Source organism: Polaromonas sp. Polasp52, assembly GCF_059491565.1.
Map to the genome: position 1 here is coordinate 2,192,551 of NZ_CP168513.1, position 12,889 is coordinate 2,205,439.

The following is a 12,889-nucleotide window of genomic DNA, read 5'->3' on the forward strand; positions in this document are numbered from 1 at the left end:
CATGTTTAAATTGACCAGCCTCAACCTCAACGGTATCCGCTCCGCGGCCAGCAAAGGGCTGCTGGACTGGGTTGCGCAGTCTATGCCGGATTGTATTTGCGTGCAGGAGCTCAAGGCCCAGGCCGCCGACATGAGCGGCCGCTTTGAGGAAATCGCCGGCCTCAAGGGCTATTTTCATTTTGCCGAGAAAAAAGGCTATTCCGGCGTGGGCATCTACACCCGCCATGAGCCGAGCGACGTGATCGTGGGCTACGGCTCCACCGAATTCGACGCCGAAGGGCGCTATGTGGAGCTGCGCTTTGACAGGCCCGGGCGCAAGCTGAGCCCCAAACTCTCCATCATCAGCTGCTACTTCCCGAGCGGCTCCTCGGGCGAGGAGCGCCAGGCCGCCAAATTCCGCTTCCTGGCCGAGTTTTACCCCCGCCTGCTGGCCCTGAAGGAAACGCGCGACTTCGTGCTGTGCGGCGACATCAACATCGCGCACCAGGAAATCGACCTGAAGAACTTCAAGGGCAATAAAAAGAACAGCGGCTTCCTGCCCGAGGAACGCGCCTGGATGACTGAACTGCTGCGGGACGCCGAACTGGCCAACGAGGCAGCCGACGAGTTGACGCAGCGCACCGGCCCCTCCGTCAGGGGCGGCGGCGTGGTCGACGTCTACCGCAAGCTGCAGCCCACGGCGACCGACGCGGCCTATACCTGGTGGAGCAACCGCGGCCAAGCCTATGCGAAGAACGTGGGCTGGCGCCTGGACTACCACCTGGCCACGCCGGCCTTCGCGGCGCTGGCCCGCAGCGAGCACATCTACAAGGAACAGCGCTTTTCCGACCACGCGCCCATGAGTGTGGATTATGAATTCAAGCTCTGACAACCACCCCCGTTCAGGCTCACTTCGTGTAGCCTGCTCCCCCCTCGAGGGGGCGGCGCCTCAGGCCGGCGAAGCCGGACCCTCGGCCCCCGCTGGTGGATACCCCCGCTAGTTGCGCCCTGAATTCTTCAGGCCAGCATGAGCCGTGGAACCGGCTTTGCCGGGCCACAGGCGGGCGGCCCCCTCGGGGGGCAGCGACCCACACGAAGTGGGGGAGCGTGGGGGCCTAACTCTGTTCAGCCCAGATCCGCTGGATCTGCGTGGACAGCTCCATGGGGTCGAAGGGCTTGGGAATCACCTCCAGCGCGCCCAGGCCCTTGTACACAGCCACTTCGGCGGCCTGCACCTTGGCGGTCATGAAAATGACCGGTGTGCTGGCCGTGGCCGGCAGCTCGCGCAAGCCCTTGAGCGTGGTGGGGCCGTCCATGCCGGGCATCATGACGTCCAGCAGCAGCAGGTCGGCCCCGGCGCCGGGTGCGGCATCCAGCGCCTCCTGGCCGGAGGCGCAGGCGATCACGGTGAAGCCTCCCACCGCTTGCAGCGCCATCTGCGCCACCATGCGGATGTCGGGCTCGTCTTCAACATAGAGGATGCGGTTCAGTGGTTTGGTCATGATGGTTCAACTCAAGGCTTGGGGACGGGTTGGGCCCGGATCGCCGGGAATCTGGAGGACTCGCTGGATTGTATTGAGCAGTTCGGTGTTTGAGGTATGGGCCTTGACCAGGACCGCGTCGGCATACCGGCCGTCCGAGGGTTCCACGTCGCCGGCCGAGAACACGATCACCGGCGGGCGCGGATCCAGCGCGTCGATGTCCTCAAACAAGTCCCAGCCCGAATGGCTGCCCAGCGCCAGGTCCAGCAGCACTAGGTCAAAGGTGTGCTCGCGCAGCAGGGCGCGGGCCTCGTCCAGCGTGGCGGCGAATTCGAAGCTCGCGAATTCCTGGGCGATGGCGGCGGTGATGCGCTGGATGTCCAGGTCGTCTTCGACATGCAGGATGCGCGGCTTGCCCGAGTCCAGGCTGGCGACGGCGCGGCGCAGGCTGTGGATCAGCAGGTGCTCGTCGATGGGTTTTTTCAGCCAGTCCGAAACCGTGTGCGGCTTGCGGTTGAATTGCAGTTCGCCCTGCTCGGCCATGGCCGAAATGACCACGACGGGCAGGTTGCGCGTACTCTCGTCCTCGCGCAGCTGGCCGATGAAGGACACGCCGTTCTGGCCGGGCAGCTTGAGGTCCACCGTCACCGCGTCGTAGCTGTTGGAGGCCAGGCTGGCCAGCGCCTCCTCGGCGCTGTAGGTCATGTCCGAATCAAAGCCGGCCTTGCCCAGCATCATGCTGATGAGCCGGGCCACGTCGGGGTCGCCCTCGCAGATCAGGATGCGCGGGCGCGACGACACCGCGGGCGGCCGCAGGGGCTTGAGCAGCGGCACCGGGTTGGTCCATTCGGGCATCTCAAAAAAGAAGGTGGTGCCCACGCCCGCCTTGCTCGAAAAACCGATGGTGCCGCCCATTTTTTCGACCAGGGCGCGGGAAATATTCAGGCCCAGGCCGGTTCCGCCTTTCTGGCGGGTGTCGGAGGAGTCGGCCTGCGAGAACTTTTGGAAGATGCGGGAACTGAATTCCTCCGGAATGCCGGGGCCGGCGTCGACCACCTCCGCCCGCACTTTCTGTGCCGTGCGCGAAAGCCTGACCTCCACCACGCCGGCCTTGGGCGAAAACTTCACGGCGTTGGACAGCAGGTTGGTCAGCACCTGGGTCATGCGGTCGCTGTCGACGCGCACGTGCAAGGCCGCCTCGGGCGCCCGCATCACCAGACTCACGCCATGCTGGCTGGCAAAACCCTCGTTGGCGACCAGCGTCTGCTGCACCAGCTGCCGCAGGTCCACCACCTGCAAGTCCAGGCGCAGCTTGCCGGATTCGATTTTTTCGCTGTCCAGGATGTCGTTGATCAGCCGGATCAGGCGCTCGCAGTTGTTTTGCGCAATGGTCACCAGGCTCTTGACGGCATCGGGCAACTGGCCGGCCACGCCGCCCGAGATCAGGCCCAGCGAACCGCGTATCGAAGTGAGCGGCGTGCGCAGTTCGTGGCTGACGGTGGAAACAAACTCGGTCTTCATGCGGTCTATGCGCTTGAGCTCGGTGATGTCGGTGCCCAGCGAGAAAAAGCCGATCACCTTTTCCGCCGCCGAGCCTTCGCCGTAGCGCGGGAAATACTGCATCGCGTAGTGCCTGCGCTCGCCCTGTGGCGTGACCTGCGTGCGCTCGTAACGCACCGTATGCCCGGTCAGGACTTCATCCACCTTTTCCCGCACCGTTTCATACACCTGGGGGCCCAGCACGTCGGCCAGCGGCTTGCCGTCGATCTGCTCGTAGCTCAGGCCGAAGTTGTCCTCATAGGCCCGGTTATGAAAGCGAAAGCGCTGGTCGGTGTCCAGGTAGGCGATCAGGGCCGGCACCGTATCGGTGACCTGGCGCAGCTGCGACTCGCTGGCCCGCAGGGCCTTGGTAATGCGCTTGCTTTCGGTGATGTCGTGCATCAGGGCGGTGAACACGCGCCGCCCGCCCACCTGCACGTCGCTGAAGGACACGCTGACCGGGAATTCGGTGCCGTCCTTGCGCAAGGCCAGCACTTCACGCCCGGAGATCCGGAAGGCCCCGGGCCGTGCATGCATCATCGCGGTGAATTCCTTGTACTGGCCGCGCAGGCGCTCGGGCACCAGTTCCGAGACGTCGCGACCCACCAGCTCACTGCGCTCATAGCCGAAAAGCTGCAGCGCGGCGGCATTGGCCTCCAGCACGATGTCCTCCGAGGTGGTGGTGATCACAGCCTCCACCATGCCTTCGGTGATGCTGCGGCTCATGGCTTCGCTGTCGCGCAGCTGGGCCTCGCCGCTTTTTCGCACCTGCTCGTAATGCTTGACCACATAAACCACCCAGCCCAGCATGGCGAAGAACAGGGCGCTGGCGGCCACGATGAGGCTCAGCGCCCACTGCGCGCTGCGCTCGGCCGCTGCCTGCGCGTCACGCCATTTGTAGGACTCGCGGTTGCGCGCGCCTTCGAGCAGCGCATTGGTGCGCAGGCGCAAATCACGGCTCGCCTGGCTGGCCAGGACGGCCGCCGCGGCCTCGGGGCCGCCTGCCTGGCGCGCCGCGATGGCCTGGTTCGCGGTCTGGGCGCGCTGGTTGATCAATTCGTCAAAATCCGCCGACTCCTGCAGCACATTGGCACTGCGCGTGCGGGCCCTGACGGCGCGCAGTTCGACCCGGGCTTCCTGGAAGGCCGCCAGGTCGTCCTCGCGGCCGCTCAGCAGGTACTGGCGCAGCGTGGACTCGGCCGTTCGCAGGCTGGAGTCCACGCGCTCCAGCGTCACCAGCGTGTCCTCGGTCCGCACGCGGGACTGCGCCGTTTCCAGCAGGCGGCTGATGGCCATATAGGACGCCGTGCCCACCACGCCCATGAGCACCACACCGCCGGCCATCGCGACTTTGATCTTTTTCAGGAAGATGGCGGAGGATGGCATGGGCAGTTCCTTCGCGACGTGTCAGGCAGCGCCGTGAAAGCGCTGCTGCAATTGCTCAACGGCCCGGCCCACTTCGGCCCGCACCTCGGGCGCCAGCGCCTGCTCCATGCCGACGTGGGGGCTCAGGGCCAATTCCAGCGCCTGTGCGGCCAGTCCGAGTTCCGCCCAGCCGAAAGTCGCCGCGGAGCCCGCCAGGCTGTGCGCATGGCGCTCCAGCGCCGGCAAAGCCTGGGCCAGGTCCTCGCCCCGCAGAATCTGCTGCCAGAGCAGCCCGACCTGCTCCAGGCGGCGCGGCAGGGAGCGGGTGTAATCGGCGCGTTGCTCCTCCAGGAATGCGATCAGGGCCGGATCGGTGCGCGTCATGGCATCGGGATGGAGGGTGCCCGCCGTGCGTCCGCGGCCCGCCACCGCGCGAGAAAGGCGGCTTGTCCTGGAAGAAGAGGAGGGCTCATGCGGCCCATCTTAAGGCGCAAGTATCAAAAAGCAGCGTAGGACAAGTACGAGTGGTTGCCGCCCTGGACGCCCCTTTGGCGCGGGTCCATCCGGCGCGAAAACCGCACAAGGCAACCCCTTTAAACCTTATGCCTTGGTATGCAGAGAATTACATCCACAAACGCGCATAAATTGAATACCTTCGACCTCATTCATCACGCGCTAAGCCCTTGGTCAAGCTGACGGGTCGGCCGCCTTCCCGAGCGCCGCGACCAGATCCGACTGGGTAATAATCCCGACCAGCCGCTCACCCTCACCAATGATGGGGATGTGGTGGTGGCCGGTGCTGCCGAACAGCGGCACCAGCTCCACCAGCCGGCGCTGCCGGCCCGCCACGCGCACGTTGCGGGTCATGATCTGCCCCACGACCTCGGGCTTGTCCGAATACACGCTGCGCGTGCTGCGCACCAGCTGCCTGAGCTTAGCGTCAAAGCCTTCGTACAGGTCCAGGTCGGCGGCGCGCATGAAGTCCGCCACCGTGATGATGCCGGCGATGCGAAAGCCGCGGTCCACCACCGGCAGCGCCTTGATGCGGCGCTCCCTCAGCAGGGCCCAGGCCTCCTCAAGCGGCGTGCCGAATTCCACCGTCACCAGCTCGCGCGACATGATGTCTTCGCAGCGCACCTCGGCCAGCTTTCGGTCGTAGGCGCGCAGCCGCGTTTCGGCCAGCAGGGCCTTGAGGTCGTCGCGGCTCACGTCCAGCACCTGGTTGTAGCGTGCCAGCACGGCGTCCAGGTCGGCGTCGAGCTGCCGGTCCTGGACCGAGGGCGCCGCACCCGGCGGGGGCAGCTGCGTGTGCGGGTAGGCGCGCCGCGTCGCATTGTTGTAGAGGATGCCCATGAGCACCAGCAGCACCGAATTGAGCATCACGGGATAAAAGGCGAACACCGGGCTGGAGATGCCGCCCAGCACCATCATCAGCGCCGTGGCGCCGCCCGGCGGGTGCAGGCAGCGCAGCGCCAGCATCAGCGCAATCGCCGTGGCCACCGCCAGGGCCGCGGCCAGTTCGGGCGAACCCAGCAGGTGCGCGCCGTGCACTCCGGCGATGCCGGCCAGCGCCGACAGCGTGTTGCCGCCCACCACCGGCCAGGGCTGCGCCATGGGGCTGGCCGGCACGGCAAAGATCAGCACCGCGCTGGCCCCCAGCGGCGCCACCAGCCAGGGCAGGCCGGGCAGCACCCAGCCGGCCAGATGGCACAGCAGCCCCGTCAGGAAGATGCCAAACAGCGAACCCGCCACCAGGCGCAGGCGCTCGCGCGTGTTGATGCGGGTGCGCGCGGGGCGAAAAGCCCGCCACCAGGCGCGTGAAAAGAGGGCGGCGCGCTGCGTCAAACCGGTTACCGGAGACGGCCAGCCTGCTTAGCTGCGGGCGCGTTGATAAAGGGCTTGTACCTTGGGCACATTGGCCTGCAGTTGCTGGATGCGCTCAGGGCCGGAAGGATGGGTGGACAGAAAGCTCGGGCCGGAAGATCCGCCGCCGGCCTGGCCCATCTTTTCCCACAGGCTGACGGCCGCCTGCGGGTTGTAGCCGCCGCGCGCGGCCAGCTCCAGGCCCACCAGGTCGGCATCGGTTTCGTCCTCGCGGCTAAACCGCAGCGTCAGCAGCTGCGTGCCTATGCTGGCGGCCAGGTCGCCGACCTGGCCCCAGCCCAGCAACTGCGCGCCCAGCGACAGCAAGGTGCCCGTGCCCTGGCTTTTGGCGATGCGCGCGCGGGCGTGCTCGCGCAGCGCGTGGGCCATTTCGTGGCCCATGATCATGGCCGCCTCGTCGTCGGTCAGCTTGAGCTGGTCGAGGATGCCGGTATAAAAAGCGATCTTGCCGCCCGGCATGCAAAACGCGTTGATCTGTTTGCTGCCCAGCAGGTTGACCTCCCAGCGCCATTGTTTGGCGCGGTCGTTCCATTGGGTGGTCTGCGGCACCAGCCTGGCGGCGATGGCGCGCAGCCGTTGCAGCTGCGGATTGCCCTGTGGCGCCAGCGCGCCCTTGGCGCGGGCTTCGGCCAGCAGCTTGCTGTATTCCTGGGTGGCGGCGCTTTCAATCTCGTCGGCGGGCACCAGGTTGCGCAGCTGGGACGCGGGCCCGACATCCACCTGGGCGCGCAGCGGCATGGTGGCGGCCGTCGCCGCGGTGCCGGCGGCGGCCAGCAGAAATGCCCGGCGGCCGGGCCAGGCGGAGTGTTTGGCATCGCATAAAAAGCACATGGGTGAATAATAGTCACAAATCGAAATGGCCATGTCAGACAAAACCCCCTCCGCCACCTTGGCACCAGGCACCGCCTCTTCCGTCCCCGAATCTTCCAGCGCCGCCCCGGTATCGTGGGCCAGCGTCTGGCGTGTGTACGCCGAGCGCGCCACGCTGCGCATGCTGCTGCTCGGCTTTTCGGCGGGCCTGCCGCTGTTACTGGTTTTTGGCACGCTGAGCTTCTGGCTGCGCGAGGCGGGCATTGACCGCACCACCATAGGATTCCTAAGCTGGATAGGCTTGGCCTACGGCTTCAAATGGGTATGGGCGCCGCTGGTCGACCGTTTGCCGATACCGGTGCTCACACGCCTGTTGGGGCGCCGCCGCAGCTGGTTGCTGCTGGCGCAGCTCACCATCATCGGCGCACTGTGCGGCATGGCGCTGAACGACCCCAAGCTGTCCCTGCAGCCCATGGTGTGGTGCGCGCTGGCCGTGGCCTTTGGCTCGGCCACGCAGGATATCGCGCTCGACGCCTTTCGCATCGAATCCGCGGATGCCAAACGCCAGGCGGCGCTGGCAGCGGCCTACCAGACCGGCTACCGCATCGCCATGATCTGGGCCGGGGCCGGCGTGCTGTGGATCGCCGCGCGCGCCGAAGTCCCCAACGCCGCGGCCTACCAGCCCGGCGCATGGCAGACCGCTTACCTGGTCATGGCGGTCTCCATGCTCCCGGGCATCATCACCGTGCTGTTTTCGGCGGAGCCCGCAGAGCGCGCCCGCGCCGAAAGCGACGCTGAAACCGCGGCGACCCGCGCGCGTTTTGCCGCCACCGGCATTCCCCTCTACGGCGCGGTGCTGTTTGCGACGCTGGCGCTCCTCGTGCTGTTGCTGCTGGCCGTGCCCGGCGTGGTGGTGCGGGCGTACGACCTGGCCCTCAGCGCCTACCTGTTGCCGCTGCCCATCTACGTGCTGGCCATCATCGGCCTGGCCAAAACAGGTATTCGCGTCGCACTGCCGGCGCGGCTGGTGCCGGCCGCCGTCTGGTTCGACCATGCCTTTTACGTGCCGTTCGCCGAGTTCCTCAAGCGGTACGGCAAGCAGGCTATCGTGATCCTCGCGCTGATCGCCATCTACCGCATCAGCGACGTCGTCATGGGCATCATGGCCAACCCGTTTTACGTGGACATGGGCTATACCAAGGACGAAGTAGCGGCGGTAACCAAGATTTACGGCGTCGTCATGACGCTGGCCGGCGCCTTTATCGGCGGCGCCATGGCCATGCGCCTGGGCGTGATGCGCGTGCTGATGCTGGGCGCCGTGCTGAGCGCGGCCAGCAACCTGCTATTCGCCTGGCTGGGCACGCGCGGCCATGACGTCAGCGCGCTGATTTTCGTGATCTCGGCCGACAACCTCTCCAGCGGCATTGCCTCGGCCGCCTTCATTGCCTACCTGTCCAGCCTGACCAACGTCAATTATTCGGCCACGCAGTACGCGCTGTTCAGCTCCATGATGCTGCTGCTGCCCAAGTTCCTGGCCGGCTACTCGGGCAAATACGTGGACGCCTTCGGTTACAGCCATTTCTTCACCGCGACCGCCCTGCTGGGGCTGCCGGTGCTCGTGCTGGTGGCCCTGGCTTCGCGGCTTCAGCCTCCGAAATCCCAATAGGAACAGGCACCTGCAGCTATTAAATTAATAGCTTCAAAACAGCTGCCAGATACCCGCGCAGCGGAGTATGCTGGTGGACTGCCACCCCGGTTTACCGTAACTTTACGATGGCTTCAAGCGCGATTGTTGCGTGCGGCGCAGCATGAACCCATCGTGTTCCACCCCGGGGAACACACCCTGCAACCGAGGACCTCTCCATGACCCAACAACTCCTGATGATCGAAGACGACGCCCGCCTGGCCAGCATGGTGGGCGAGTACCTGCGCCAGTCGGGCTATGGCTTCACCCACGCGGCCGACGGCGCGAGCGGGCTCGCCGCGCTGGAAGGCAACACCCCCGACCTGGTCATCCTGGACCTGATGCTGCCCGACATGGACGGCCTGGAAGTCTGCCGGCGCATCAAGGGCCAGGGCAGCGACAGCGCCAACACCGCGGTGCTCATGCTCACCGCCAAGGGCGACCCCATGGACCGCATCGTCGGCCTGGAAATCGGCGCCGACGACTACCTGCCCAAGCCGTTTGAGCCGCGCGAGCTACTGGCGCGCATACGCGCCGTGCTGCGCCGCGGCGGCGACACCGCCAGCGCCGCGGCCAACGGCGGCCACAAGGTCATGCGCTTCGGCTCGCTGGAAATCGACCGCGATGCGCGCACCGTCTCGGTGTCGGGCAGCCCCTGCGAACTGACCTCCTACCAGTTCGACCTGCTGGTGGCGCTGGCCGAACGCGCCGGCCGAGTGCTCAGCCGCGACCAGATCATGGAAGCCGTGCGCGGCCGCGAACTCGAGGCCTTCGACCGATCCATCGACGTGCATATGGGCCGCATCCGCAGCGCCATCGAGGCCGACGCCAAGGATCCCAAACGCATACTCACCGTGCGCGGCGTGGGTTATGTGTTCGCCAAGCAGCAGGACTGATCTTCATGTGGGGCCGTTTCACTTCGCACCTCTATGTACGTATATGGCTGGCGGTTGTCGCCACCGTGGTCGTGCTGACTTTCCTGGTCGGCGCGGCCTGGCGCCTGAGCGCCGACCCGCCGCTGCTGCCGATACGCGAAGTGCTGGTGCACAACGACAAGGGCGAAGTCATAGGCACGGCGCAGACCCGGCCCGACCGCAAGCTCGGCGATGACCTGGAGTTCGACGTCGTGACCAATGACGGCCAGACCCTGAACCTGCTGCTGCCCCGGCCCAAGCGCCCGCCGGGCAACCCCTGGATGCGCCCGCCTTTTGGTTTCGGCTTCGGCTGGATGCTGGGCCTGGTCGGCCTGGCCGTGGCCGTGGGCGCCTACCCCGTCATGCGGCGGTTGACGCAGCGGCTCGAGGCCCTGCAACGCGGCGTGGAGCGCTGGGGCGCAGGCGACCTGTCGGCCCGCGTCAATGCCGACGGCAAGGACGAGGTGGCCTTCCTGGCCGGGCGCTTCAACCATGCGGCCGAACGCATCGAAACCCTGATGGAGTCGCACAAGTCACTGCTGGCCAACGCCTCGCATGAATTGCGCTCGCCGCTGGCACGCATTCGCATGGGCCTGGAACTCATGGGCACCGACGCCGCCTCGCCCCAGCGCAAGGAAATCTCGCGCAGCATCAACGAGCTCGACCAGCTGATCGACGAAATCCTGCTGGCCAGCCGCCTGGACGCCAAGCAGGCCGACGCGGAGCCCTTTGAAACCCTGGACCTCACGGGACTGGCGGCCGAGGAATGCGCGCGCGTCAACGCCGAACTCAGCGCGGAACTCGGCCAGCAGCCGGCCGCCGGCCTGGGGCTGGACGCCGCCAGCCACAGCCTGACCGTGCAGGGCTCGCCGCGCCTGCTGCGCCGGCTGATCCGCAACCTGCTGGAAAACGCCAGGCGCTACAGCACCGGCGAGATCAACCTCGAACTCGCACAAACCCGCGTCGGCGCCAAACAGCTGGCCGTGGTCAAGGTGCACGACCGCGGCCCGGGCGTTCCGGCCGGCCAGCGCGAACGCATCTTCGAGCCTTTTTACCGCCTGCCCGGCGCCAGCGAGCGGGAGGGCGGCGTGGGCCTGGGCCTGGCGCTGGTCAAGTCCATCAGCCAGCGTCATGGCGGCAACGTGCGCTGCGAGGCACGACCCGGCGGCGGCGCGTCCTTCATCGTGGAGTTGCCCGTGGCCCATGCGGTCGCCCAGCCCGCAGCGTGAAATAAGTCACGAACTTGCGCCGATTCAGCTGAAATCCCCGCCGTCTCCTCTATTTGGAGAATGGTCAAACCCTGCGCGATCACCGACAGTTGCGGTCGTTGCTGTCACAACACCCGCAATTCGAGGGAAACAGGGAAATAAAAACCAGACGTCGGTGAAGCATTTTTTGGTCTCCCAACGACGTTCTCCCATCCAGGAGAACTTTCAACAGGCCACCGCGAGGTGGCCTTTTTTTTGCCCCGGTGCCAGGCAGCGCAGGCTTTGATACCCTAGGGCCTCCTTCTCAGCACAGGACCGCAAGCCATGAGCACCGCCGCCACGCCCCAGCCCGCCAGCATCCCCCAGGGCTTTTTCCCGTCCACCGCGGACCGCATGCCGCTGATGCCGCGCGAGGCCATGTCGCCCGCGCAACGCGAAGCCGCCGATGCCATCATCGCCGGGCCGCGCAAGGCCGTGTTCGGCCCCTTCATCCCGCTGCTGCGCAGCCCGCAGCTCATGGGCCGCGTCGGTGACGTGGGCGCCTACCTGCGTTTTGAGAGCACGCTGGACGCGCGCATACGCGAACTCGCGACCTGCGTGGCGGCCCGCCACACCGCCAACCAGTTCGAATGGCTGATGCATGCGCCGCTGGCGGTGGCCGCGGGCGTGGCCCAGGCCACCGTGGACGCGATTGCCGACGGCCGCCAGCCGCGCGGCATGGCCGAAGACGAAGCCGTCGCGCTGGACCTGAGCTTCGAAGTGCTGCGCCAGCACGGCTGCAGCGACGCGACCTATGCCGCGGCGGTCAAAACCTTTGGCGAACAGGGCGTGGTCGAGCTGGTGAGCCTGGTCGGCTACTTCGTGATGGTGTGCTGGGTCATGAATGTGGCACGCACGTCGACACAGGCCAAGCCAGGTGTGGCGCCCCTGTCCGCCTTCCCGGGCTAGGGCATCGGCGCCAGCGCCGCCAGCACACGGTCGGCGCTGATGTCGTTCAGGCAACGCGTGTGGCCCAGCGGGCATTCGCGTTCAAAACAAGGCGCGCAGTCCAGCGGCGGCTGGTAATCCGCATCGGCCTTGAGCCAGAGCACGCTGGCCTTGCCGCTCAGCGGCGGCGTGTGCAACGGGCTGGACGAACCGAAAATCGCGACCTGCGGCACGCCGAAAGCCGCCGCCACATGCATCAGGCCCGAGTCGTTGCTGATCGTGCTTTTGCAGGCGGCGATCAGGCACAGCGCCTGCACCAGCGAGGTCTTGCCCGCGAAATTCAGGCAGTGGCCGGCTTGCGCCGCATTCACGGGCGCGGCGATTTCCTCGCACAGCGCCGCTTCCTTGCCTGAGCCCAGCAGTACCACCGGCAAGTCCAGCCGCGCGGCCAGCTCCGAGAAATGGCGGGCCGGCCAGCGCTTGGCAGGCCCATACTCGGCGCCCGGCGCAAACACGTAATAGCCGCCGCGCCGCAAGCCCAGTTCGGCCAGCGCCTGGTCGATTTCGGCCGGCGCCATCTGCAGCCGCGGTGTGTCCTTGTCGAGATCGCCCTCCCCGCTCAAGGCCGAATAAAACGCCACCATGGGCGGCTTGTTCTTGGGGTTCTTGAGCCGGTGCGTGAGCAGGCCCACGCGCGCCTCGCCGAAGTAGCCTATGCGCTCGGGAATGCTGGCCAGAAAGGGCAGCAGCGCGCTTTTCAGCGAGTTGGGCAACACATAGGCTTTGTCGAAACGGCCTTCAATGCGTTTGGCGATCGCCCGGCGTTCCCGGAACTGCAGGCCGCCGTGCGCAAAAGGAAATTCGATGACCTCGGCCACCTGCGGCATGGCGCGGTACACCGGCGCGACCCAGGGCAAAGCCCCCACCGTGAGGCGCTCGCCGCGCGCATGCAAGCGGCGCAGCAGCGGCTCCGTCATGACGGCGTCACCAATCCACTGAGGTGCGATGACGAGCGAATCAGGCATTAGATTTTCCCTTCAAGGGCCATCGCGGAACCGGCTTTGCCGGGCCGCAGGTGGCGCCCCCTTGAGGGGGAGG

General features: G+C 66.6%; 11 protein-coding genes. 5 read left to right on the top strand and 6 right to left on the bottom strand.

Annotated features, from left to right (window positions below; translation table 11 throughout):
• Nucleotide 1: 1 nt before the first annotated feature.
• Entirely contained in the window at nt 2-868 is an 867-nt protein-coding gene (locus ACEN9P_RS10270) for an exodeoxyribonuclease III (protein WP_495621883.1), read from the top strand.
• 226 nt (nt 869-1,094) lie between these two features.
• Here ACEN9P_RS10270 and ACEN9P_RS10275 read toward each other — a convergent pair whose 3' ends face one another.
• The 5 genes from ACEN9P_RS10275 to ACEN9P_RS10295 form a co-directional block, all read right to left on the bottom strand.
• Entirely contained in the window at nt 1,095-1,481 is a 387-nt protein-coding gene (locus tag ACEN9P_RS10275) for a response regulator (protein WP_074578274.1), read from the bottom strand.
• A 6-nt stretch (nt 1,482-1,487) separates the two neighbouring features.
• Nucleotides 1,488-4,385, bottom strand: a complete 2,898-nt coding sequence (locus ACEN9P_RS10280; RefSeq protein ID WP_495621884.1) for a PAS domain S-box protein — start codon at nt 4,383-4,385, stop codon at nt 1,488-1,490.
• Between the two features lie 21 nt (nt 4,386-4,406).
• The gene (locus ACEN9P_RS10285) at nt 4,407-4,748 is read right to left on the bottom strand and encodes an Hpt domain-containing protein (RefSeq protein ID WP_477664166.1); all 342 of its coding nucleotides are present in this window, start codon (nt 4,746-4,748) and stop codon (nt 4,407-4,409) included.
• Between the two features lie 303 nt (nt 4,749-5,051).
• Nucleotides 5,052-6,209, bottom strand: coding sequence for an HPP family protein (locus ACEN9P_RS10290; protein ID WP_495621885.1), 1,158 nt, complete (start codon nt 6,207-6,209; stop codon nt 5,052-5,054).
• A gap of 27 nt (nt 6,210-6,236) precedes the next feature.
• On the bottom strand, nt 6,237-7,079 hold the full coding sequence (locus tag ACEN9P_RS10295) for a M48 family metallopeptidase (protein ID WP_477664168.1): 843 nt from the start codon (nt 7,077-7,079) through the stop codon (nt 6,237-6,239).
• Between the two features lie 31 nt (nt 7,080-7,110).
• On the opposite strand from ACEN9P_RS10295, the gene ACEN9P_RS10300 reads away from it, so the two are divergent.
• The 4 genes from ACEN9P_RS10300 (at nt 7,111) to ACEN9P_RS10315 (ending at nt 11,812) form a co-directional block, all read left to right on the top strand.
• Entirely contained in the window at nt 7,111-8,724 is a 1,614-nt protein-coding gene (locus ACEN9P_RS10300; RefSeq protein WP_495621886.1) for an AmpG family muropeptide MFS transporter, read from the top strand.
• A gap of 197 nt (nt 8,725-8,921) precedes the next feature.
• On the top strand, nt 8,922-9,638 hold the full coding sequence (locus ACEN9P_RS10305; RefSeq protein WP_074578280.1) for a response regulator: 717 nt from the start codon (nt 8,922-8,924) through the stop codon (nt 9,636-9,638).
• A 5-nt stretch (nt 9,639-9,643) separates the two neighbouring features.
• Nucleotides 9,644-10,885, top strand: a complete 1,242-nt coding sequence (locus tag ACEN9P_RS10310; protein ID WP_477664171.1) for an ATP-binding protein — start codon at nt 9,644-9,646, stop codon at nt 10,883-10,885.
• A 303-nt stretch (nt 10,886-11,188) separates the two neighbouring features.
• Complete coding sequence (locus tag ACEN9P_RS10315; RefSeq protein ID WP_495621887.1) at nt 11,189-11,812, top strand: carboxymuconolactone decarboxylase family protein; 624 nt, start codon at nt 11,189-11,191, stop codon at nt 11,810-11,812.
• Here the strand turns inward: ACEN9P_RS10315 and waaF are convergent.
• Nucleotides 11,809-12,816 carry a lipopolysaccharide heptosyltransferase II gene (waaF, locus tag ACEN9P_RS10320; RefSeq protein ID WP_495621888.1) on the bottom strand — a complete coding sequence of 336 codons (1,008 nt, stop codon included), beginning with the start codon at nt 12,814-12,816 and terminating at the stop codon, nt 11,809-11,811. The two genes, ACEN9P_RS10315 and waaF, sit on opposite strands and share 4 nt — an antisense overlap.
• Between the last annotated feature and the right edge of the window lie 73 nt (nt 12,817-12,889).

Bases quoted from the DNA above. Each gene is read 5' to 3' on its own strand.
- ACEN9P_RS10295 (WP_477664168.1), bottom strand. From the start codon at position 7,079: ATGTGCTTTTTATGCGATGCCAAACACTCCGCCTGGCCCGGCCGCCGG.
- waaF (WP_495621888.1), bottom strand. From the start codon at position 12,816: ATGCCTGATTCGCTCGTCATCGCACCTCAGTGGATTGGTGACGCCGTC.
- ACEN9P_RS10285 (WP_477664166.1), bottom strand. From the start codon at position 4,748: ATGACGCGCACCGATCCGGCCCTGATCGCATTCCTGGAGGAGCAACGC.
- ACEN9P_RS10280 (WP_495621884.1), bottom strand. From the start codon at position 4,385: ATGCCATCCTCCGCCATCTTCCTGAAAAAGATCAAAGTCGCGATGGCC.
- ACEN9P_RS10270 (WP_495621883.1), top strand. From the start codon at position 2: ATGTTTAAATTGACCAGCCTCAACCTCAACGGTATCCGCTCCGCGGCC.
- ACEN9P_RS10275 (WP_074578274.1), bottom strand. From the start codon at position 1,481: ATGACCAAACCACTGAACCGCATCCTCTATGTTGAAGACGAGCCCGAC.
- ACEN9P_RS10300 (WP_495621886.1), top strand. From the start codon at position 7,111: ATGTCAGACAAAACCCCCTCCGCCACCTTGGCACCAGGCACCGCCTCT.
- ACEN9P_RS10305 (WP_074578280.1), top strand. From the start codon at position 8,922: ATGACCCAACAACTCCTGATGATCGAAGACGACGCCCGCCTGGCCAGC.
- ACEN9P_RS10315 (WP_495621887.1), top strand. From the start codon at position 11,189: ATGAGCACCGCCGCCACGCCCCAGCCCGCCAGCATCCCCCAGGGCTTT.
- ACEN9P_RS10310 (WP_477664171.1), top strand. From the start codon at position 9,644: ATGTGGGGCCGTTTCACTTCGCACCTCTATGTACGTATATGGCTGGCG.